18 protein-coding genes are annotated in these 23180 nt (G+C 55.8%); 17 read left to right on the top strand and 1 reads right to left on the bottom strand.

Features of this window, described 5'->3' with window-relative positions:
• Nucleotides 1-260: 260 nt before the first annotated feature.
• The 13 genes from nusA (at nucleotide 261) to JMJ04_RS15325 (ending at nucleotide 14145) form a co-directional block, all read left to right on the top strand.
• Complete coding sequence (nusA, locus tag JMJ04_RS15385) at nucleotides 261-1385, top strand: transcription termination factor NusA (protein ID WP_201371340.1); 1125 nt, start codon at nucleotides 261-263, stop codon at nucleotides 1383-1385.
• 142 nt (nucleotides 1386-1527) lie between these two features.
• Entirely contained in the window at nucleotides 1528-1884 is a 357-nt protein-coding gene (rnpM, locus tag JMJ04_RS15380) for an RNase P modulator RnpM (protein WP_201371339.1), read from the top strand.
• A gap of 638 nt (nucleotides 1885-2522) precedes the next feature.
• Nucleotides 2523-5216 (top strand): translation initiation factor IF-2, encoded by a 2694-nt coding sequence (gene infB, locus JMJ04_RS15375; protein ID WP_201371338.1) that lies wholly within the window; start codon nucleotides 2523-2525, stop codon nucleotides 5214-5216.
• 183 nt (nucleotides 5217-5399) lie between these two features.
• Nucleotides 5400-5786, top strand: coding sequence for a 30S ribosome-binding factor RbfA (gene rbfA, locus JMJ04_RS15370; RefSeq protein WP_201371337.1), 387 nt, complete (start codon nucleotides 5400-5402; stop codon nucleotides 5784-5786).
• Nucleotides 5783-6838 (top strand): DHH family phosphoesterase, encoded by a 1056-nt coding sequence (locus JMJ04_RS15365; protein ID WP_201371336.1) that lies wholly within the window; start codon nucleotides 5783-5785, stop codon nucleotides 6836-6838. Before rbfA ends, JMJ04_RS15365 begins: the two co-directional genes overlap by 4 nt.
• A 17-nt stretch (nucleotides 6839-6855) precedes the next feature.
• Nucleotides 6856-7755, top strand: coding sequence for a tRNA pseudouridine(55) synthase TruB (gene truB / locus JMJ04_RS15360; protein WP_201371335.1), 900 nt, complete (start codon nucleotides 6856-6858; stop codon nucleotides 7753-7755).
• Nucleotides 7756-7967: 212 nt separating this feature from the next.
• Nucleotides 7968-8933 carry a bifunctional riboflavin kinase/FAD synthetase gene (locus tag JMJ04_RS15355; RefSeq protein WP_201371334.1) on the top strand — a complete coding sequence of 322 codons (966 nt, stop codon included), beginning with the start codon at nucleotides 7968-7970 and terminating at the stop codon, nucleotides 8931-8933.
• Complete coding sequence (locus JMJ04_RS15350) at nucleotides 8930-9802, top strand: DUF3662 and FHA domain-containing protein (RefSeq protein ID WP_201371333.1); 873 nt, start codon at nucleotides 8930-8932, stop codon at nucleotides 9800-9802. The genes JMJ04_RS15355 and JMJ04_RS15350 overlap by 4 nt, the downstream gene beginning before the upstream one ends.
• An 11-nt stretch (nucleotides 9803-9813) precedes the next feature.
• The gene (locus tag JMJ04_RS15345) at nucleotides 9814-10263 is read left to right on the top strand and encodes an FHA domain-containing protein (protein ID WP_201371332.1); all 450 of its coding nucleotides are present in this window, start codon (nucleotides 9814-9816) and stop codon (nucleotides 10261-10263) included.
• 54 nt (nucleotides 10264-10317) lie between these two features.
• Complete coding sequence (locus JMJ04_RS15340) at nucleotides 10318-11730, top strand: FtsW/RodA/SpoVE family cell cycle protein (RefSeq protein ID WP_201371331.1); 1413 nt, start codon at nucleotides 10318-10320, stop codon at nucleotides 11728-11730.
• 219 nt (nucleotides 11731-11949) lie between these two features.
• Entirely contained in the window at nucleotides 11950-12435 is a 486-nt protein-coding gene (locus JMJ04_RS15335; RefSeq protein WP_201371330.1) for a hypothetical protein, read from the top strand.
• A gap of 38 nt (nucleotides 12436-12473) precedes the next feature.
• Entirely contained in the window at nucleotides 12474-12617 is a 144-nt protein-coding gene (locus JMJ04_RS15330) for a hypothetical protein (RefSeq protein ID WP_201371329.1), read from the top strand.
• The gene (locus tag JMJ04_RS15325) at nucleotides 12610-14145 is read left to right on the top strand and encodes a ribonuclease E domain-containing protein (RefSeq protein WP_201371328.1); all 1536 of its coding nucleotides are present in this window, start codon (nucleotides 12610-12612) and stop codon (nucleotides 14143-14145) included. Before JMJ04_RS15330 ends, JMJ04_RS15325 begins: the two co-directional genes overlap by 8 nt.
• 32 nt (nucleotides 14146-14177) lie before the next feature.
• Here JMJ04_RS15325 and JMJ04_RS15320 read toward each other — a convergent pair whose 3' ends face one another.
• The gene (locus tag JMJ04_RS15320) at nucleotides 14178-14579 is read right to left on the bottom strand and encodes a lipopolysaccharide assembly protein LapA domain-containing protein (protein WP_201371327.1); all 402 of its coding nucleotides are present in this window, start codon (nucleotides 14577-14579) and stop codon (nucleotides 14178-14180) included.
• 226 nt (nucleotides 14580-14805) lie between these two features.
• Here JMJ04_RS15320 and mutS point away from each other — a divergent pair, with 226 nt between their 5' ends.
• From mutS to zwf, 4 genes are all read left to right on the top strand, one after another.
• The gene (gene mutS / locus JMJ04_RS15315; protein WP_236038035.1) at nucleotides 14806-17592 is read left to right on the top strand and encodes a DNA mismatch repair protein MutS; all 2787 of its coding nucleotides are present in this window, start codon (nucleotides 14806-14808) and stop codon (nucleotides 17590-17592) included.
• Between the two features lie 197 nt (nucleotides 17593-17789).
• Nucleotides 17790-19802, top strand: coding sequence for a transketolase (tkt, locus tag JMJ04_RS15310; protein ID WP_201371325.1), 2013 nt, complete (start codon nucleotides 17790-17792; stop codon nucleotides 19800-19802).
• 241 nt (nucleotides 19803-20043) lie between these two features.
• Nucleotides 20044-21174 (top strand): transaldolase, encoded by a 1131-nt coding sequence (tal, locus tag JMJ04_RS15305; protein WP_201371324.1) that lies wholly within the window; start codon nucleotides 20044-20046, stop codon nucleotides 21172-21174.
• Nucleotides 21175-21536: 362 nt separating this feature from the next.
• The gene (zwf, locus tag JMJ04_RS15300; RefSeq protein ID WP_201371323.1) at nucleotides 21537-23087 is read left to right on the top strand and encodes a glucose-6-phosphate dehydrogenase; all 1551 of its coding nucleotides are present in this window, start codon (nucleotides 21537-21539) and stop codon (nucleotides 23085-23087) included.
• Nucleotides 23088-23180 lie beyond the last annotated feature (93 nt).

Below are 23180 nucleotides of genomic sequence, written 5' to 3'. Positions count from 1 at the left end.
TTTTCAGCAACAACAAATTTAGAGTATAATATAAGCTATGGATATAGAATAAACAATTTCAGGGCGCTGAGGCGTCCTATTGAGCTTGCGTCTTAATACTAGGCAAAGCTCAATCAGCATGATATAATACAGACAGAACTGAGATTTTTTTTGCGAAAAGTGGGTATTTTCCCCACTTTTCTGTCTGCTAGAGACGTTTTCTTTTGCACACATAAAATTGAGTTGAGTGTAACTGGGCACCAGCGGGAGGAGCAAGGCATATGAGGAGCGAATTTCAGGCGGCCATCGCACAATTAATTGCCGAGAAGGGACTACCCCGCGAAGTGGTAATGGAAACCGTAGCGAACGCCCTCCTCGCAGCATATCGTAAAAGCTTCGGTGGTGGTGAGAATGTACGCATCGAGGTCGACAAGAATGGCGAAGTCCATGTGTGGGCATCGAAGCGTGTTGTGGCCCAGGTAAATGATTCTAACGAGGAGATCTCTCTGGCGGAGGCGCAGCGTCTCGTTCCAAATGCGGCCCTCGGACAATCGCTCGACGTAGATTCGTCGTTCATCTTTTCGCGCATCCCCACGCAGACCGCTAAACAGGTCATTCTTCAGCGCATCCGCGAAGCAGAACATGAGCACCTCTATGAACAGGTGAAGGGCTGGGTAGGCGAGATCCGCCTGGGCACCCTGACCCGCGAGGAACAGCGCGGCTGGGTAGTTGACTTCGACCTGGATAAAGTTGATAAAGTCGAAGGCTTAATGCCCATCTCGGAGACCATTCCCGGCGAGCACTACCGCATGAAGCAACGCTTGCGCCTCTACATCTATGATGTACGCCGCATACAGGGCCGGATGCTCCAGATCCTGGTCTCGCGTACCCATCGCGACCTGCTGCGTCGTCTCTTCGAGAATGAAGTCCCTGAAATCTACGACGGGTCCGTGGAGATCAAAGCCATCGCACGCGAGCCAGGCAGCCGAGCAAAAGTCGCTGTCTACGCACGCCAGGAGGGCCTCGATCCCATCGGCTCCTGCGTTGGCGTACGCGGACAACGCATCAGCAATATCGTACGTGAACTCAACGATGAGAAGATTGACATTATCCAGTGGAGTCCGGACACGGCCTCATTTGTGGCGAACGCGTTGAGTCCAGTGAAGCCACTGAAAGTTGAGTTACGCGACTCAGATCATACCGCGATTGTCACCGTACCTGAGCGCCAACTCTCGCTGGCGATTGGTAAAGATGGACAGAATGCCCGCCTGGCGGCAAAGCTCACCGGTTGGCGCGTTGATGTCGTCAAACCCGTAGAAGGTGAAATCTACGAAGAGCCAGAGGAACAGATTACTAGCGTCTCACGCCATGAGCGCTCGGGACGCCGTTCACGTGGGAACAGGTAAGTGCCTATTAGGAAAACTGAGCGATTGTCCCCAAATGGGGGCGAAGCGCTAGCCACGGCAGTGGCGCCGCGCCCCCATTTGGGGGCTGGTTTCCACATAAGAAGCAGGTCGTATACTAAAGAAGGAGGTACACAGTCATCGTATGACAAAGGCCAAACAACAGAAACCACAAAAGCATATCCCTTTGCGTACGTGTGTCTCCTGCCACGAGAATAAATCGAAGCGGGAGTTGCTCAGGGTGGTACGCACGCCTGACGGGCATGTCTCCGTCGATGCAACCGGCAAGAAATCGGGACGCGGAGCCTATCTCTGCGCACGCCTCTCTTGTTGGAAACAGGCGATCAAAAGCAAGCGACTCGAACAGGTTTTGAAGATTGATGCCATCTCGCAGGAAGATCTGGCTGGCCTCGAAGCGTTTATCGCCACGCTGCCAGAAGATCTACCAATAAGCGTACCGGCACAGGCGACACGTAAAAAGGTTGCAGAACCCAAAGCGTAATACGTCTGTATTAGCAAGCGGGCGGTGAGTCAGGATACTTTTCTTCTACATTTGTCGATAGACAAGTGAGAAGGATGCAAAAAGTTTTTTCTCACTACCCTCGTTTCCACATATCAAGCATCTCTATACATAGGACCTCAAGAAGTCCTGTAGAGGTGCCTGGCATTTGCAAGGATCTGTAGAGTAGGCTATACTAGAGCAGTTGAATTTCGACAACAGGCTGTTTTGTACATCATATGAAACAGCATGTGCTTGTAAATTTTTACTCTTATCGTCCCTCTCAATGCCGCTAACGGCAGAAAGAGGGTTTCAATACGAACATCCGACCAGGTCGGTGGCCGGATGGGGATTAAACAATGTGTTGTTTTATCTCTACTCTTAATAGAGACACAGCCCCTCGTCTACAGGGCAGTTGTAACAGTGAATGTTTGCGGAGCGAAATAGCTATGATTAAATAAGCATAGCCTCTCTAAACGTTAGAGAGCGCGGACTGAAACATGCCTGGCACTGCACCAACGAGGGTCTGTCACCTACTTCTCGAAACATTCCAGGGAAGGGCGACAGACCTTTTTTATGGCTGTGAAGAGAGATTTCCAGCGTCTTTGGACGCATCAGATGATAGAAAGGGAGTCTTCTTCATGAGAGACGCATCTGATTTCACAGATGGGACCGAGCAGGCCAAACCAGCCAATCAACAACAGACAACTCAATCTACACCTAACGCCCCTGCGGCGCCAGGCAGACAAAGAACTAGTGGCGGCTCTCGGTCCGAAAGCCCTACACCAGGCAGCCAGGAACAAGAACAAGAACAGAAAGCAGCTCCTCGGCGTCGTACATCTCCTCCAACCCAAACAGGGCCCCGCCCACAGGGTGATAGGGAGCACCCGCCCACTTCACCAGGCGGTCCCGCCACACGGCAAGGTCCTCCGAATCGCGGCGGTGGTTATAGGCCAGCGGGTGGCCCTCAGCATGGCCCCTCAGGCGGCAGACCCGGCGGTTACAGTGGTGGCCCAGGCTCACACCAGGGTCCTTCAGGCGGCAGACCCGGCGGTTACAGTGGTGGCCCAGGCTCACACCAGGGTCCTTCAGGCGGCAGACCCGGCGGTTACAGTGGTGGCCCAGGCGGCAGACCCGGCGGTTACAGTGGTGGCCCAGGCGGCAGACCCGGTGGCTATAGCGGTGGTCCGGGCGGCAGACCCGGTGGCCCAGGCTCAGCAGGTGGTCCCTACCGTCCTCCTCAGGATAGCCTCCACCCTGGCAGTGCTACCCCGGTCACAGAACGCCCTGAGCGCGACCGTGGACGTGAACGTGACCGCGAGCGTGCCGAGCGCACAAGTGAACGTACCGTGAGTGAGCGCACCACGCCTGATCGCGGACGAGCACCCATTCATAAGGGTCCGCCAGCCAGGCCTGGTGGTGGTACAGCACCACACCGTCCCGCTGGCACGGGAGGACCATCACGTCCTTCTCGCCCATCGGGTGGATCACGCACTAGAAGCAACAATGGGCATGCACAGCGAACAACTGAGCGTCGCACGGCTACGGTCAAGGAAAAGGTCACTGGACCCGTTACCATTCCACCGCAGATCATCGTAAAAGATCTTGCTGAGTTACTCGATGTCACACCCAATGAGATCATTCGCCAGTTGATCAAACAGAGCGTCTTCGCCAGCATCAACCAGGTCGTGGAGTACGAGAAAGCGTCCCAGGTTGCAACTGATCTGGGATTTGAACCCACTCAGAGCGAGGTCGCGGCGGCAACAGGCGCACGCAAGACCCTATCCGCCAGCGAGGCACAGCAGGCTTCTCGCGACGATCAGGGCATGGTTATCACCCCGCCAGTGGTAACGATCATGGGTCACGTTGACCATGGTAAAACCTCCTTGCTCGACACCATCCGGAAGACGAAAGTCGCCGCAGGCGAGGCTGGAGGCATTACCCAGCATATCGGCGCCTACCAGGTTGAGGTCAACGACAAGAAGATTACCTTCCTGGATACTCCCGGTCACGAGGCATTTACCGCCATGCGCGCTCGTGGAGCACAGGTGGCCCACGTCGCCATTATCGTAGTCGCAGCCGATGATGGTGTCATGCCGCAGACACGCGAGGCAATCGACCATGCGCGTGCCGCCAAGATGCCACTCATTATCGCGCTTAATAAGATTGACCGCCCCAACGCCAATCCAGATCGCGTCAAGCAGCAGTTGGTTGAGAACGACGTACTGATCGAAGAGTTCGGTGGCGATATCATCTGTGTCCCCATCTCCGCCAAGAAGGGCGAGGGCATCGATGAGCTTCTCGACTATATCCTGCTCGTCGCTGAGCTGCAGGACCTGAAGGCCAATCCCAACGTGCCTGCGACTGGCGTCATCATTGAGGCCAAACTGGAGAAGAGCAGTGGTCCTTCAGCCACCGTCCTCGTCCAGCAGGGAACACTCAAAATGGGCGACACTATCGTGGTTGGGCCTATCGCCGGTAAAGTACGCGCCATGTTCAATGATCGCGGCAAGCGCGTGCAAAAGGCGCCACCCAGCACACCAGTCAGCATCCTTGGTTTGCCAGAGGTACCACAGGCCGGTGATCGCCTGGAGGTGGTCGTTGACGATAAGACTGCTCGCCAGAATGCCCAGACTGAGCAGGAGCGCCGTCGCCAGGAGAACACCCATCTTGGCCAGGTAAGCCTGGATACGCTCTACACCCAGATGCAGGAAGGCACCGTAAAAGAACTCAACGTAGTGCTCAAGAGCGACGTACAGGGATCCGCGGAGGCCATCAAAGGCTCGCTCTCCAAACTGGGCGAGGACAACCTGAAGGTTCGCCTGATTCACGAGGGTATTGGTAACGTCAGCGAGACCGATGTCCACCTGGCCTCGGCCTCCGGCGCCATCGTCATCGCCTTCAATGTCAAGGCCGATGGCGCGGCTCAGCGCGAGGCGCAAAAAGAGCACGTCGATATCCGCTACTACAACGTCATCTATAAACTGATTGACGATATCCAGGCTGCCCTGACCGGTATGCTTGAGCCTGAGTACCGCGAGGTAATCGGGGGTCATGCCGAGGTCATGCAGACCTTTAAGGCTGGTCGTAACACCATTATCGCTGGTTGTCGTATCACCGACGGTAGGATCATGCGTTCCTCACAGGCCCGCGTCCTGCGCAAGAAGGACAAGGTCTATGAAGGCAAGGTGGACTCGCTCCGTCGTGGTAAAGACGATGTGCGCGAGGTACTGACCGGCTACGAGTGCGGTATTATCCTTGAGGACTTCACCGCTATCGAGGTCGGCGATATCATCGAGGCCTTTGCGCAAGAGCGCGTCATGCCCGGCGCATAAGAAATATAGAGCGATTGCGGAAGCGTAGCATGTCTGTCACACCAGGCCATACTACGCTTCTGCCCTTTTCCACTAACTACTTCTCCGAAAACCTGAGCGCGAAGCGCTAGACACGCCAGTGGCGTTGGGTTTCGGAAGAAGATCTAAATCATCCATGTGTAGCGAAGAGGATGGGACGAGATTATGGCTAACCCACATCGTCAAGAGAAATTGGGCGAATTGATCGCCGCCGAACTTAGCGATCTGATGCGGACACGCGTCAAAGATCCCCGCGTTGGCTTCGCCAGCATCACCCATGTTGAAGTCAGCGGCGACCTGCGCCATGCCAAGGTTATGGTCAGCGTCATGGGAACCGAAGAAGAACAGGCCGCGACAATGCAGGGCCTGAAGAACGCCTCAGGCTTCTTGCGCCGTGAACTGGCTGAGCGCATTACCTTGCGCTATATGCCAGACCTGATCTTTAAGCTTGATCACTCCATTGCCGAGGGCGCACGCATCCTGGCCCTCATTAACAAGGTCAACCAGGAGGACTCCTCACAACCTACATCATCAACGAACGAGGAAGCATGAGCCAGACCTACCTGAATCCTACTTTGACCCAGGAGCTTGACGGCCTCCTGGTCCAGCAAGCAATGGCGATGATTCAGCCCGCGCGGCGCATCGCCATTCTTGCGCATGAGCGACCAGATGGGGACTGCCTTGGCTCCGCCCTCGGCCTGGCCCATATGCTGGACCAGCTAGGCAAATATTGCGTACCAGTCTGCGCCGACGTGGTACCACCATCGTTTCATTTTCTGCCTGGCCATGAACGCTTTCACACCACGCTTGGGGACGAGCAATTTGACCTGGTGATCGCCCTGGATGCCGGCGAACTCTATCGCTTTGGCGCGCTGGCTGAACAGCACCGGGACTTCCTGGCACGTGTGCCTATCCTGAACATGGATCATCACGTGAGCAGCACTGGCTGTGGGCAGGTAAATATTATTGACACAGCCTCCGCCGCGACGGCCGAGCTACTGGTGCTCTTTCAGCAGCAGGCACACCTCCCGCTCACCGGAGAGGCCGCCCAATGCCTGCTGACGGGCATGATCACCGATACTGGCTCGTTCCAGTACTCCAACACCTCCGCGCGCACGATGGAATCCGCCGCGGTCACAATCCGCGCGGGTGCTAACGCGGAAACAACGGTTAAACCCCTTTTCCGCACCTATCCCCTGGCCAAGCTGCGCCTACAGGCAGAGGTTTTTAAGCAGGCCCAGACAGCGTGCGGGGGACGGCTCATCTGGTCCTACGCCGACGATGCAACCCTGATCACCGCTGGCGCCACTGCGGATATGGATGATAGCTGTGTTGGCACCTTGCGCGATGTCGAGGGCGTGCTGGTGGCAGCCTTCTTCAAAGCCTATGGCGAACCACAGATCACGCGCATTAGCCTACGAACCTATGAGCCATTCGATGCCGCAGCCTTCTGCATGCGTCTAGGCGGCGGGGGTCATCCAAGGGCAGCCGGAGCCACGGTAAATCGCCCCCTGGCGGAGGCCATGCCCGAAATTGTCGCGCAGCTAGCAGAGGAATGCCAGCGCCTGGCCAGTCTGGACGCAACAGACACAACTCACTCCTAAAACGACAAGAGGTATCAATGGACGGAATTCTCAATATCAATAAGCCGCTTGGCATGACCTCGCATGATGTCGTGGCACGCGTGCGCAAGTTGCTCAAGCAGAGGCGTGTCGGGCACGCCGGGACGCTCGACCCGGCCGCCAGCGGCGTGCTTCCTATCTGCGTGGGACTGGGCACGCGCGTCGCGGAGTATCTTAGCGAGAGCGGCAAGGCGTACCAGGCGGAGATTATCTTTGGCGTCGTGACCGATACCTATGATACCGAGGGCGCCGTCCTACGCACACATGACGCGACTTCACTCACACAAGAGCAGCTTGAGCAAGCGTTACCGGCCTTCCTCGGAGAGCAGATGCAACAACCTCCTCGCTATTCCGCGATCAAAATTCAGGGACAGCCGGCCTATAAGCTGGCACGCGCCGGGAGTGAGATCGAGCTGGCACCTCGCCCCATTACGATCTCGCAACTGGAGATCCTGGCCTGGGAGGCTCCACGCCTGACGCTGGCGGTGGCGTGTAGCAAGGGCACGTATATTCGCTCGCTTGCTTATGATCTGGGTGAACATGTAGGAACGGGCGCCCATCTGGGAGGACTGATCCGCACACGCAGTGGCCCCTTTGCCCTCGCTGAGAGCATTACCCTTGACCAATTGGAGAGCGCCATTGCAGACGAAAGCGTCACACAATACCTCTTTCCAGCCGACGCCGCTCTTCGCCAGTATCCCGCGCTTACCCTGAGTACCGAACAGGTCACCCAGGTTCTGCATGGCAATCCCATCAAGACATCTGTCCAGGCTCCACAACCCGCTTCCACGCTGGCGCGTATATATAGCGAAGAGGGTCAATTTCTGGCGATTGCGCAATGGGACGACCAGCGCCAGTATTGGCATCCTAAAAAGGTCTTTGCCACCAGCACGCACTAGGTCCTTGTAACTACCAGGGGACTACGAAAAAGGCGCTCAGCCTCGTAAGGAGTGTATTTTTCGTAGGCACAACGTAGACACAATGTAGGCGCAATGGCTAATATTATTGCTGATAAAAATGGGCTGTGGTACTATAGTTATACTATGCATCAAAGGCAGATGCATGCCTATACGCAATTCTCAGAAATACTCTCACATACACACATACATCTATGAACTACACAACAACACTCACTAATTCAGAGCCGATTGTCGTGACCATCGGCAACTTTGATGGCATACATCGTGGACACCAGCACCTGTTGCAGAGGCTGCATTCGCTCGCCGGACAGCTTCACAGCAAACCAGTGCTCGTGACCTTTACGCCACATGTCCTTATGGTCCTGCGGCCAGATATTTATGTCCAATACTTGACGACTCTGGAAGAAAAACTGCAAATCGCGCACCAGACCGGATATATTCAGGATACTATCGTTATCAATTTTACCCCTGAGGTGGCGGCCTTGAGTGCGGAAGACTTTATGGATCAGCTCTGCCAGCGCTTTCAGATTCGTGGCATGGTCGTCGGCTCCAACTTTAGCCTCGGGCATAATCGGACAGGAAACGTCGCTTTCCTGCAAGGCTATGGGCAACGCCATGGCATTGAGGTTCAGTCGGTCTCCCTGGAAGAGGCAGGACAGGAGCGCATTAGTAGCACACGCATTCGTACGCTAGTAAGCGAGGGCCAGGTCGAGGAGGCCAACCGGCTCCTCGGGCACCCGGTACAGGTGGGCGGCATCGTCATTCATGGCGATCAGCGTGGGCGCGTCCTTGGTTTCCCGACAGCAAACGTCCGTCCTGATCCCCATAAACTCTTGCCCGCCAATGGAGTCTACGCAGCGCGTGTGTTTATATCCAAGCAAGAAAGCCCAGAAAGTGACGGGCAGGCAATTTCCCCCGTTTATAACGGTGTAGTCAATATTGGCATTCGTCCAACGTTTAATGGTAAAGAGCGTCTTGTTGAAGCGCATCTACTCGATGCTAAGCTTGATTTATACGACGCCTATATTGTGATAGAATTTATTGCCCGCTTGCGTGGTGAGCAGCGCTTTCCCGGAATAGAAGCCTTAAAGGCACAGATTGAAGCTGATAGCCAGCAAGCGCGACACATTTTAGCTCTCAGGAGTGTGAGCAATTGAAAGCTCGCCAGAACCCGCTAAATAAATTTGAATCGTTCATGCAGCGCATGATTGAGCGCCCGTTCGCTCGCCTCTTTCCGTCTCGCCTCGAGCCGGTAGAGTTACAGCGCCATCTTGAGCGAGCGATGGAAGACAATACCCTCCTTCAGGGCGAGGGGCGACGCCTTGCGCCCAACGTCTATGACATCTACCTGAGCATCAAAGATCATCAACAGTTTACACCCACCCAGGCAATGCTGGTCCGCGATTGGCAGAACCACCTGGTGGAGTTTGCACGTCATCGCCGCTATACTTTGCGTACCATGCCAGTGATTCGCCTACATGCCGCAAGCGACCTGGGCGTCAGCGATGTACGCATCGAGACCGAGACTGCTGATGGACAGGCCGGTGGCGCAATGGCTACCCAGGCTCTGAGCGCGGAACAACTCGCGCAAATCCGTGCCGCTCTTCCCCAGGGGCAGCAGTTGCCCGGCATTTCGTCCGCGCCATCCAACCCACCCGCCTCGGGAAGTAATCCAAATTTTCCTCAGCAGCCTTCCGCATCGCCCGCGCCACAGGTAGCCCAGCCACCTATGCCACAGGCCTGGCTCACAATCCGGCTACCGCAGGCCAATCAGCAGATCTACCGCATCGAAAAGCCAATCGTCAACATTGGTCGCCAGCTAAGTAACGATATTATTGTCGAAGATAAACGCGTCTCGCGCTATCATGCCCAGATCAAGTTCCAGAATGGCCATTTTTCGATCTTTGATCTCGGCAGTACCAATGGCATTACTATTAATGGGACCCCGCATATGCGGCAACATATGCTGCGCAATGGTGATTACTTTACCATTGGTAGCTACGACTTTTACTTTGAGAGAAGGTGAGCCTCGGCCCCATGCCATTACAAATTGATTCGTTCTTATTCATCTTACGTATTCTCCTGGTCATCCTGCTGTATCTCTTCTTGATGCAGGTTGTCCTGGCCATTACACGCGACCTGCGCAAATCAGCCACAGGTGAAGATGGCGGCGGCGCTCGCGCCAAAACCATTGGGCATCTTGTGGTCGTCAATAGCGGTCCTAGCAACCTGATGCCAGGCACGCGCTTTGCCCTGGAGCCACAGACCACGATTGGTCGTGGCCCAACTAATACCATTCAGATCTCGGATCCGGTTGTTTCTGCGGAACATAGCCGCGTCTGGTTCCGTAACGGCTCCTGGTACGTCCAGGACGCTGGTAGCTCCAATGGCACCTACGTCAATAGCCAACCTGCCCGCGAAGCTCTTCCAGCCCGCCCGGGCGATATTGTGAGCGTTGGTTATATTCAATTCAAACTCACCCAGTAATCAACGAGCCGTACGACTGTAAATGCTTACAAGATAGAGAGGTGTTAATCGAGGATGGCAAGCCAAGCACCCGGGACATTGTCACGCTACCGTTGGCGCGAGTTAGGCCTGCTGATCATTCCCAGCTTGATCATTATCCTGGTCATGACTCAGCTACTTCTGGCCAACTCGGTTAAACAGGCCGCGCTTGATGCCAATGCTCCCTTTAGCACCAAAACACTCCCCCCGCTTCAGGGGTTGATTCCAGTTCTGGGCTTGATCGCGGCCCTGCTGGGCGTGCACGCCGTGCTCAATATCTTCTTCCGCAAAGCCGACCAGGTTTTACTCCCTCTCGTCGGTCTCCTCAGCGGTATCGGTGTGCTCTTTGCCACACGCATCGGACCCGATTTACCTACCCCTATTGAGACGCTGGGTTCACACCAGTTGCTCTGGGTAATTCTTGGTATGGGCCTCTGTTGTATCGTGCTGGCCGTGCTCCGCGATGTCACCTGGCTAGGACGCTATAAATATACCTGGGCCGTAATTAGCTTTATCCTGGCGCTTCCCGCCTTAATCAACGGTATCCGCAGCCATGGTGGCGGCCCCACGCGTGATACGCTGGGTGTCGGTGGCACTGGCTTGCAGCCCTCCGAGCTACTCAAGATCGCTCTGGTGATCTTCTTCGCCGCCTACCTCAATGATAACCGCGATATCCTGGCGCAGGGCTACCTCCGCCTGGGCAAGCTACGCCTACCTCCGCTACGCCAGCTTGGACCCCTGCTAACGATGCTAGGCTTGGCCCTGCTCATCTTCTTGATCGCGAGTGACCTGGGATTGGCCCTGCTGATCTACAGCACCTTCCTCTCGCTAGTCTATCTCGCCAGTGGACGCCTGACCTATGTACTCTCAGCCTTTGGCGCCTTTATCGTGCTTGGCTTTGTCGGCTATATGCTCCTCAGCTATGTCCGCAATCGCTTCGCCGTTGTGAGCTTCGACGTCGTTAATTGGCAGCACTGGACTACGAAAGACAACACCTTCGCCGACAATGCGGGGTATCAGATCTTGCAGGGCCTGATTGGCCTCAGTAGTGGCGGACTCTTTGGCGCGGGGATTGGCATGGGGCATCCAGGCGGCTTTATTCCCGTCGTCGAATCCGACCTGATGTTTTCAGGGCTGGGAGAAGAGATTGGCCTGATGGGCCTCTTTGCCATTCTAGGCATCTACCTCCTGGTCATTCATCGTGGGTATCGCATCGCCACGCAGGCCACCGATACGTTCTCGCAACTTCTGGCAGCCGGCCTGACAACCATTTTTGCGGTCCAGACCCTGGTCATTATCGCCGGCAACTTAAAACTCATGCCCCTGACCGGTATTCCACTTCCCTTCTTAAGCCAGGGAGGTAGCTCGGTACTGGCAAACTACATCATTATTGGTATCCTCCTGCGCATCTCGCATAACACCGCACTTCAACGCGACGGAGGAATCTAACCCTACTAAATCTCGTGCGCAGATTGCATTGAGGCTCGTAGTGGGTGGTCCTGGTTGACTGACATAGTCAACCAGGACCACCCACTACGAGCCTCAATGTGTTTACACATACACGCTGCTTGTTTCTCGTTTCCCCTGGTGCTATACTGCCATTGTGGAGAGAAGCGTCTCCATCACACAATAAACACATCCATATTTTCTCTGTGGGGCACACGTTTTATGGGGCAATACCGGCAATGGCTTTACTATAGAGAAGTGAATCAGCAGTTGCAGGCGCAATTAAAACAGCAAGAGCAAGTCTTGCAGCAACTCGAAGAGCAGGCACACGCGCTTGAGCAAGCGCTGGCAGAGCATCATGAGCCAATTTACACGAATCCGCTGGTGAAAGCGCTCTTGTCCGAGCATCAGCGCGAGCAAGCGCTTGCTGTGATCGAGCAACAGGGTGAGACGGTTCCCCATGCACCCAGGACAGAAGAAGCACACGCGGTAACAGCCAGTGAGCAGGTCAGCGCCAGGTCCGAGGCCAGGACTGAAGAGGCCCCGCCGCCAGGCAACCACTTCAACGTGCCCCTGATGCTCCCTCAGTCGCCATCTGGGACGGTCCCATATCCACAGTTCCTCCTCCTGCAACGCCGGAGAAAACAGCGACCCCCAGTCAGCGCCCTGACGCCTCCAAAGCATCGGCGATCTTTGGCACACCCGTAGAAGAAGCTAGCCAGAACCAGCCAGAACTCAACTCCACAGTGCCCGCTGAAGAGTCTGATGAACTCCTGGTCGATCAGCAGGCAGATCGGGTCAACCAGTCCATTCAGCGCTGGGCGAAGCGCTGGCGCCGTGATACCTCATCAAAACCTGGTCAGGAGAGGAGGCTGGAAGGGTATGAATAAACCCGATAGCAGGCTGGCTGCCAGCCAGGAGAAGCGTGAGCACACACACGCCGAAATGGAACATATCGGCAAGCCAGTAGCCCTGCCTGAGGCCCTGGTGACGCTCTTCGCGCGCCTGGATCCCGCGCAGGTTGAGCAATTTACGCACTCCTACCAGCTCTGGACGCTCCAACAGCGCCAGGCCCTGGTGCAGCAGGAAATCGCCTGGCTCCAGCAACAGATCGCGGATAATGCATCGCTTACTGAGTCGATCCAGCCCTCTCCCATCGCGCTGGCAACCCTTGCGCGCCTGCAAGCCAGTGGCGTCGAGAATCTGCATCTTCTGGATCAGATGCTTGATCGAGGTGACACCTGGCTCGACCATACCGCGCAACTTTTAGAGCGCTGTGAAAAGCTGGACCTTATTCGCGGTGACTACACCCACTGGTGCGAGAACGCCCTCGAAGGGGCCTATGACTGGCTCGACTCCATGAACGATGAAGAGGCTGCGCAGGATCTACAGTCCTCCCAGGTTCTCCAGCCCGTCGCCCAGGAGGAGAATGACCTGGCGATTGTGCCTACCGCGGAAGAGCTTTTACAGAAGCTCATGAGCGATGACGACAGTCTTGAAGAGCCGCAGCAGGCGCACCAGGAGAGCATCGCTCCAGCGCCTGAACAAGCAGAGATGACCGAAACGACAACATCGCCTGTAGAGAGCGAAGAGACCACCTCTGCCCCAATACAGGAACAGCCTACAGTGGAGTCTCCTATAGTAGAAATCCAGGCAACCAGGCGCACTACCCAGGAACTCCCCCCATTGGAGAAAGAGGTACCAGCCCCTCTTGAAGACATGCAGACGCTGCCACATGCCACTCCAGAGCACGCCATAGTGCCAGCGGAAGAGCCACTGGTAAATGAGCCAGAATTAGAGCTAGCCCTGGACGAGATCGATACGCGTCCCATGACACCGGAGCCAGGCGAAAGCGCCGACCAGAATGAGCAGGTTCCTACAGAGACACCTGAGACGCACATACCTTCGCCCAACGAATATGCCATAGAGGAGCAAGAGGTGACGGGGCTAGATGAAGAGGACACTATTGAACTGGTGCCACGTCGCAAGCACCAGGAGAGCACATCCCCGGAAGTCGCCAGCGCCGAACCAGGCGCTGAGGCGTCTCCACGAAAGCCTCTAGAAGATGAGGTACAGGAAGAGGAAGAGGTACAGGGCGAAGTTGAGTCACCAGCACCGGTTGCTATCGAAGATGAGCCAACCATCCCCCTACAGCCCGGGCATCTGCCCAATACTGGCACAGAAATGCAACATAACGCGCCCACAGCCATGACAAACCCCAGCGAACCTGAAGGGACTAGAGAGACTGCCAGGATGGCCGAGGAGCCTGGTAAGCAAGCCATACAGGAGCATACTACAGATAGCAAAAATAAAAAAAATCCAGCGCCTGAAAAGCCCCAAGAAGAGGCTACGGGGACCAGCGAGAAGGGGTTGCCAGTCCTCGTTCGGAAAGTGCTCGGGCAGATCTGGAATACGTAAACACAGCCAGGGACAGGCCCCGGCACAACATATTAGCTCTTTAATGGACCAGACATGCCCGGCATCTGCATTATTGGCGCGGTCGGCTGCATCTGTATAGGAGTTGGACCAGAGCCAGCAGGTCCCTGGGGCGGCATCATCGCGCTGGGCGCCTGGGGAGGCTGAGGCGACTGCGCTTGCTGCTGTTCCAGCTCTTTGACTCGTTGGCTCAGTTTTCGGATCTGCTTGCGATCAGAGATGGCAGACCCCACGCTCGAAAGGTATAACAAGAGCGCACCGAGGATAAACGCACCCAGAATCAAAAGCCCTGCTGGCAGCGCTGGCGCTTGCCAGATCAAGACCTCGAGTTGCGTTGTATTACTCAGGTTCTGGACCGCAACGAGCGTTATCACACCACCCGCAAGCACGATCATCACTAGTACAAGGTAGAACACGATGCCCTCCTTAATCAAATATATCAATATTATAATCCAACTGGCGCGAGTTACAAGTGGTATAGCCATTATTAGCAGGAATTCCCAATTTCTCTTTCGCCCCTGCCTCGGCTCGCAAGCTCACCTCGGGTAAGAGCACTGCCTTTCCTACTCTTCTTCCACCAAATTGACGCATGCACAGAATAGAATTATACTGAGACACGTGATCACAGGAGGGAAAAAGCAAGTGTTATTTGAAGAGTTCGCGAATGAGACCAACAGCCAGAGTCCAGTACGCGCACAATATCTGAATATTAAACGCCAAAATCCGGACGCCATCCTTTTCTTCCGCATGGGCGACTTCTACGAAATGTTTGATGATGACGCCGAGATCGTCGCCCGCGAACTGGAGATCGCCCTGACTCGGCGCGACTTTGGGCGTGGACAGAAATCCCCCATGGCAGGTATTCCTCATCACGCAGCCGACGGCTATATTGCCCGGCTCGTTGGCAAGGGGTACCGCGTGGCAATCTGCGAACAGGTGAGCGATCCCGCCCTCTCGAAGGGGTTGGTTGAACGCGAAGTGGTCCGCATTGTCACGCCTGGCACCGTCATCGACCCCTCCATGCTGGCCGCGAAACGCAATAATTTTCTGGCCGCGGTCGTCCCCGGTCGAGGTGCCATTGGTATCGCGTATATCGACATTACAACGGGCGAGTTCGCGGTCACACAATTTGCCACACCTGAGCCTGAGCTAGCCATCCAACAGGAAATCTCACGCGTCAGTCCCGCCGAGGTGCTGGTCGAGGCCCACTATAGCCGCCTGGGCAATCGCAAGAAGCGCTGGCTGGCCACCGTCATGAGCGAGAAGCAGGTTACAAAGTTGGGGAGCAATGGGAACGCCAACGCGGATATTCCCGACCTGGAGGCAGAAGAGGATGAAGAAGAAGATTATGCGCCCCTCGTCAAACTGCTCTCAGGTTTGGCCGGACATGTCACCCCCTATGACTCACGCTACTTCGCCGAAGACGATGCCCGTCACCGCCTGCTCAAGCAGTTTGAGGTATCCTCGCTTGAAGGCTTTGGCTGCGCCCATCTGCCCCTGGCCGTCCGGGCCGCGGGCGCCGTCCTCTCCTATGTGCAGGAGACTCAGAAGGGCTTGCTCCAACACCTGATCGCGCTGGAAACCTACTCGACCAATAACTTTATGACCCTCGATCCTTACACCCGCCGCAACCTGGAACTCTTTGAGACGGGACGCCTGAACTCGGTCAAAGGCTCGCTACTCTGGGTGCTGGATAAGACGCGTTCCCCGATGGGAGGACGCCTGCTGCGGCGCTGGATCGGACAGCCCCTGCTGGATATTCCTACCCTACAACTGCGCCAGCAGACGATTAGCGAACTCCTCACCGATACCCTGCTCCAGGCGCGCCTGGGAGAGGCGCTCAAACGCGCAGGCGATCTGGAGCGCCTGATCAACCGCGTTCGCCAGCGTATCGCCAACCCACGCGACCTGGTGGCCCTCGCGACGGGCCTGCGCGCCGCCGCCGAGGTTCGCACCTGCCTCGATGAAACCGCGAGCGAGAACGCGCCCTCCCTTGTACGCCTGGTTGATCGCCTCGCCGAGAATGATGATATCATCGAGCTCATTGAAAAGGCCATTATCGAAGAGCCACCCGTCAGCATCAACGAAGGCGGCATCATCCGTGCGGGTTTTAGCGCCGAACTGGACAAGCTCAAAGAGGCATCACAGAATGGCCGACAATGGATTACCGAACTGGAGCAGCGCGAGCGCAAACGCACGGGTATCTCAAATCTGCGCGTCGGCTTCAACAAAGCCTATGGCTACTTTATCGAGATCACCAACGCCAACCTGAATCGCGCGCCCACTGAATATATTCGCCGCCAGACACTCACCAATAGCGAGCGCTATATCACTCCCGATCTCAAAGAGTACGAGACGCTGATCCTGAACGCGCAGGACCGCATCAATAAGATGGAGAACGAGTTCTTTACGCAATTGCGCTCGGATATCGCGATCCATGCCGCTGAACGCATCCTGGACACCGCCCACGCCATCGCTGAGATCGACGTTTTTCTGAGCCTGGCAGAGGTCGCGGCCAAAAGTGACTATTGCCGCCCCCAGCTCAACGAGGACGACACCATCCACATTGTGGCCGGGCGTCACCCCGTTGTCGAGCAAGCACAGACGGATACCCCATTTATCCCCAATGATACCGACATCTCAAATCACGAGGCTCAGATCGCCATCATCACGGGCCCCAATATGGCGGGTAAATCAACCTATCTGCGCCAGGTGGCATTGATTACCTTGATGGCTCAGATTGGCTCCTATGTCCCGGCCGAGTCGGCCACCATTGGCATTGTGGATCGCATTTTTACCCGTATCGGCGCCCAGGACGACCTGGCCACGGGCCAGAGCACCTTTATGGTCGAGATGGTCGAGACCGCCAATATCCTGCATCACGCCACGCCACGCAGCCTGCTGATACTCGATGAGATCGGGCGCGGCACCAGTACCTATGATGGCCTGGCCATCGCGCGCGCCATCGTGGAGTATCTGCATAATAATAAGCGCTGTGGCGCACGCACCTTCTTCGCTACCCACTACCATGAACTGGTCGAGGTGAGCAAACTGCTCCCGCGCATTCGCTGTCTCAACGTAGCCGTGGCCGAGGAAGATGGTAATGTCATTTTCCTGCGCAAGATTGTGCCTGGAGGCGCGGATCGCAGCTATGGCATTCACGTAGCCCAGCTCGCTGGCATTCCCCGGCCCGTTCTCCACCGCGCAGAAGAGATCCTCGCCGAGCTTGAACGCCAGGGAGATGCCAAGGCGCGCCGCAAGGCCATGCGCGATATGGCGATGCCCGCCGCCTGGCAGATGACGCTGCTGGCGTCCGAGCCACACCCGCTCATTGATGAGCTGAAAACTATGAAGGTTGATGAGCTAACGCCCATAGAGGCTATCAGTAAGCTCTATGAACTACAACAAAAAGCACAACGTGATTCATAAATAGGGTGTATATGCGTATGGCGCGGGCATTGCTCGCGCCATACGCATATACACCCTATCCCTGCGCGCCGCGGCGCGAGAGCAGATGCTAAACGTACATTACTCATCTACCATCTTGAACCCATCTGTGATATCATTAAAGAGGTTGGCGATAGTGTACGATTTACAATAAATAAAATCTCTTTGTTGGAGGATTAATGACAACGCAACAGCAATCACCAGTACAGCCAAAGCAACTTGAGGACCTTTGCATCAATACTATTCGTACTCTTGCTATGGATGGTGTACAGAAAGCCAACTCCGGACACCCCGGCACCGCCATGGCGCTCGCGCCACTCACCTATCTGCTCTGGACCAAATACATGCGCCACAATCCGCGCAATCCACACTGGTTCAACCGCGACCGCTTCATTCTCTCCGCGGGCCACGCATCCATGCTGCTCTACAGCATGCTGCACCTGACAGGCTATGATCTGCCCCTTGAAGAACTGAAAAACTTCCGCCAGTGGGGTAGCCGCACGCCTGGTCATCCCGAATACCACCACGTTCCCGGCGTTGAGACCACGACCGGCCCCCTGGGCCAGGGCTTCGTCAATGGTGTCGGTATGGCAATCGCACAACGCTTCCAGGCCAGCCGCTACAACCGCCCTGACCATACACTGCTTGACCACTACATCTACACCATCTGTAGCGATGGCGACCTGATGGAGGGTATCACCTCCGAGGCAGCTTCTATCGCTGGTCACCTGAAGCTGGGTAAGCTCATCTACTTTTACGACGACAACAAGATTACCATCGAGGGCGACACCAGCCTGGCCTTCACAGAAAATGTTGGTGCGCGCTTCGAGAGCTACGGCTGGCATGTGCAGCACATCGCCGACGTCAACGACCTGGAGGTCGTGAGCCAGGCCATCGAGGCCGCCCAGGCCGACGAGCGCCCTTCGATCATCGTCACACGCACGCACATCGGCTATGGTAGCCCCAATAAGCAGGACAAAGAGTCGGCCCATGGTTCGCCTTTGGGCGCGCAGGAGGTTATCCTGACCAAGCGCAACCTTGGCTGGGCCTCTGAGGAGCCCTTCTACGAGCCAGAAGAGGCCGTGGCCTATTTCCGCCAGGCCGTTGAGCGTGGCGCGCAGCAGGAGCTGGCCTGGCAGGAGCAGTTCGCGGCCTATGCCAACGCCTATCCCGAGCTGGCCCAACAGTGGCAGCAGGAGCAGGACGGCAAGCTTCCCGAGGGCTGGGACAGCGAAATCCCAACCTTCAAAGCGGGCGAGGCCCTGGCCAGCCGCGTTGCCTCAGGCAAGACCATCAACGCGATCGCGCCTAAGCTGCCTAACCTGATCGGTGGCTCCGCCGACCTGGCGCCTTCTACCAATACCTATATGAAGGACCTGGGCGATTTCACGGCTGACGAGAACGGTCGCAATATGCACTTTGGTATCCGCGAGCATGCCATGGGCGCGATCCTCAATGGTATGGCGCTCTACGGCGGCCTCATTCCCTTTGGCGCGACCTTCCTCATCTTCTCTGAGTACATGCGCCCGCCCATCCGCCTGGCCGCAATCATGCGCCAGAAGGCCATCTATGTCTACACCCATGACAGCATTGGCGTCGGCGAGGACGGTCCTACCCACCAGCCTATCGAACAGCTGGCAGCCCTGCGCGCCATCCCTGGCCTGACCGTCATCCGCCCGGGTGACGCGAACGAGACAGCCGAGGCCTGGCGTAACGCCATCACCATTGAGGGTCCAGTTGCCATCGTACTCTCACGCCAGAACCTGCCTACTGTAGACCGCACCACACATGCCAGCGCGGCCAATGTGGCCAAAGGTGCCTATGTCATCAGCGATAGCGAGTCGACACCACAGGTTATCCTGATCGCGACCGGCTCCGAGCTGGCCCTGGCGCTTAGCTCAGCAGAAAAGCTGCGACAAGAGGGCATCGCCGTTCGTGTAGTAAGTATGCCCAGCCGCGAACTCTTTGAGAAGCAGAGCGCCGAGTATAAAGAAAGTGTCCTGCCTAAGAGTGTACGGGCTCGTATCGCAATCGAGGCTGCATCCCCCTTCGGTTGGGAGCGCTACGTCGGTCTGGATGGTGATACCGTCACCCTGGATCACTACGGTGCCTCGGCTCCGTTCAGCGTCCTCTACGAGAAGTTTGGCTTCACCGTAGAGAATGTCACTGCCAAGGCGAAAAATCTGCTTTAGTCGCAGAGAGAAAGAGAAGGGCCAGGAGCCACGGTCAGGTACAAGAGTACTAGTCAGCCTTCGTTCCTGGCACATCTCTGAAGGTGAGGGGAGATACCTCTCCCTCTTATCTTCAAATACCTGTTATATCTACTTGACAAATGGGTTGCCTTTGGTAGTACGATTTAGAGGGCAACAGATACAAGCTTGATGAATATGTGTACTTGCAAGCGTACATCCATCATATAAGGAGAAGAACGTAATGGCCAATCCACTGGTACAGTTACAAGACCAGGGACAGAGCGTCTGGTACGACAATATCGACCGTGCCCAGATTGCTTCTGGCGAGTTCGCGAGAATGCTGAAAGAAGATGGCATCCTTGGTGTTACCGCCAACCCAACCATTTTTGAGAAATCCATTAGCGCCGGTCATGCCTATGACGAGCAGATGCAGCAGCTCATCAAAGAGGGCAAAAGCTCCAACGAGATCTACGAAGACCTGGTGATTCAGGACATCCGCACCGTTGCCGACCTGCTACGACCTATCTATGATCGCACCGAAGGCAAGGATGGCTATGTCAGCCTGGAGGTCTCCCCAGAGCTCGCCAACGACACCGAGGGCACGATTAAAGAGGCTGAACGCTTCTGGAATATGGTCGAGCGCCCCAACCTGATGATCAAGATCCCCGCGACCCCGGCTGGCATTCCCGCCATCTATGAGACCCTACGCAAAGGCATCAACGTCAACATCACCTTGATCTTCTCGTTGCAGTCCTATGCTGATGTCGTCGACGCCTATGTGCGCGCACTCGAGGAGCGCAACAGCGAGGGTAAGGATATCAGCCACATCGCCTCGGTCGCCAGCTTCTTTGTCAGCCGCGTTGATACGCTGGTCGACAAGCTGCTCGAGGACAAGATCAAAGCCGGTGGCGCTGCCTCGCTCAAAGAGCTTGAGGGCAAGGCCGCTATCGCCAACGCGCGTCTCGTCTACCAGGACTTCAAACGCTTCTTCAACACCCCTCGCTTCGAGACGTTGAAGCATGCGGGTGCTCATGTACAGCGTCCGCTGTGGGCCAGCACCAGCACCAAGAACCCGGCCTACCGCGACGTCCTCTACGCTGAGGAACTGATTGGCCCTGATACGGTTGACACCATGCCTCTTGACACCATCAAGAACTTCCGCGACCATGGTATCGTCAAAAATACTATCGAGAACGATATCGAGGGCGCAAAGAAGACGCTTGATGAACTGGAGAAGAATGGTATCCACTACGACCAGGTCACCAAGCAGTTGCAGGATGAAGGGGTCCAGAAGTTCATTGACTCTTTCCACCAGCTCTTCGCTGGTATTAAGAGCAAGAAGCAGGCACTCAAAGAGCAGGTTGCTGACTAGAGGCCTACACAGGCACCAATAGACGCCTTCCAGGCGCCAGGGTAGGGATACATTATCCCTGCCCTGTTCTGCTGCGTTTCTTCATAGACTTTCTTGAAGAACAAGCACAGAAATTCAGGCGTGCCTCGCGGGTATATCTATAAAGTTTTTCCTAAAGTATTCCACTACATCAGTTCGCTTATCACCGGTTCTTTTCTCCATGGCAGGTAGCCAGATGCTACCATGAGGGGTTATACTTCTTGTAGAGACGAACTATCTGCTGGACTAACAAGCACCAGGAGACCGGCGTTACCAGAGTTTGACAACACGATCTTAGATTACATGTCTTAGATTACACATTCTTGAATGAGGAGATTACACTCATGCCTCAGCGTAGCGTAGTCGAAGCGCCCAACCCCTTTCGCGAGGGGCTACGCATTAAACAGAGTCCAGAACCATGCGTGATGGTCATCTTCGGCGCTACCGGCGACCTGACTCACCGCAAGTTGCTGCCAGCGCTCTATAACCTGGCCCTGGAACATCCCCTGCCCGCAGGCTTTTCTGTCGTGGCATTCGCACGCCGTCCTTACAATGATGAGGTCTTTCGCAAACAGGCGCTCGACTCTATCAACGAGTTTTCTCGTCAGAAGCCAGTAAACGAGCAGGTCTGGGAGAGCTTCTCCAATGGCATCTTCTACCTGCAATCCGACTTCCACGAGCCAGAAGGCTATGAGAAACTCGCGGCACTACTCAACCGCCTTGACCAGGAGCGGGGCACCAGTGGCAATCGCATCTTCTACCTATCCACGCCACCCAGCCAGTATCCTACCATTATTCAGAACCTGGGGGCCGTTGGTCTCAACCGCAACCGTAAAGGGTGGACGCGCATCATTGTCGAGAAACCCTTTGGTCATGATCTCCCTTCCGCCCGCGAGTTGAACCGCCAGATCGGTAAGGTCTTTAAAGAGGATCAGATCTATCGCATTGACCACTACCTGGGGAAAGAGACCGTCCAGAATATCCTGGTCTTCCGCCTGGCCAATGGCATCTTCGAACCCATCTGGAACCGGCGCTATATCGATCATGTCCAGATTACTGTTGCCGAGAATATTGGCATTGAGGGTCGCGGTGGCTACTACGAAGAGTCAGGCGCCATCCGCGATATGATTCAAAACCATATGCTCCAGTTGCTGACGCTGGTAGCCATGGAACCCCCCATTGCCTTTGACGCCAACGCGGTCCGCGACGAAAAGGTGAAAGTGCTCCACGCTCTTCAGCCGCTCTCTGGTCGCGAGGCTCTTCAAAACACGATACGCGCCCAATACACGGCTGGCTATGTCGGTGGACACCAGGTCGGCGGCTACCTGAGCGAGAACGGTGTCTCACCAGCGTCCTCCACCGAGACCTATGTTGCTATGAAATTGTTCATTGACAACTGGCGCTGGGCAGGCGTTCCCTTCTACCTGAGAACAGGCAAACACCTTCCCAAGCGTGTCACAGAGATCGCCATTCAATTTAAGCAGCCACCTCTGATGATCTTCAAGCAGAATGATGCTCAAGGGCAGGTCGAACCAAACGTCTTGACGCTGCGTATCCAGCCAGATGAAGGCATCTCCTTGAAATTCGGTGCCAAGGTACCAGGTACCGATCAGCAGATTCGCTCGGTTAATATGGACTTCTTCTATGGCTCATCCTTCGTACGTGAGCAACCCGAGGCCTACGAGCGTCTCTTGCTTGATGCCATGCTCGGCGACTCAACCCTCTTCACCCGCCGCGACGAGGTAGAGGCCGCCTGGACCTTTGTACAGGGCATTCTTGATGCCTGGAATAACGAGTCACCTGCCACCATTCATACCTATGAGTCTGGTACGTGGGGACCACAGGGCTCCGATGAGTTCATCTGGCGCGATGGCTTCCGCTGGCGCCGTCCCTGATTATAACAGCCTGTATGCTGAGTTTGTAGCGATAAAAGATGTAGCACAACGCAGTCCACATGAACAATGAAGTTCACTTTGATGAAGGGGAAC

The sequence above is a fragment of the Ktedonobacter robiniae genome (assembly GCF_016587375.1).
Lineage (GTDB): Bacteria > Chloroflexota > Ktedonobacteria > Ktedonobacterales > Ktedonobacteraceae > Ktedonobacter > Ktedonobacter robiniae.
The sequence above is the reverse complement of the archived record's forward strand: the minus strand, read 5'-3'. Positions and strand labels throughout refer to the sequence as shown.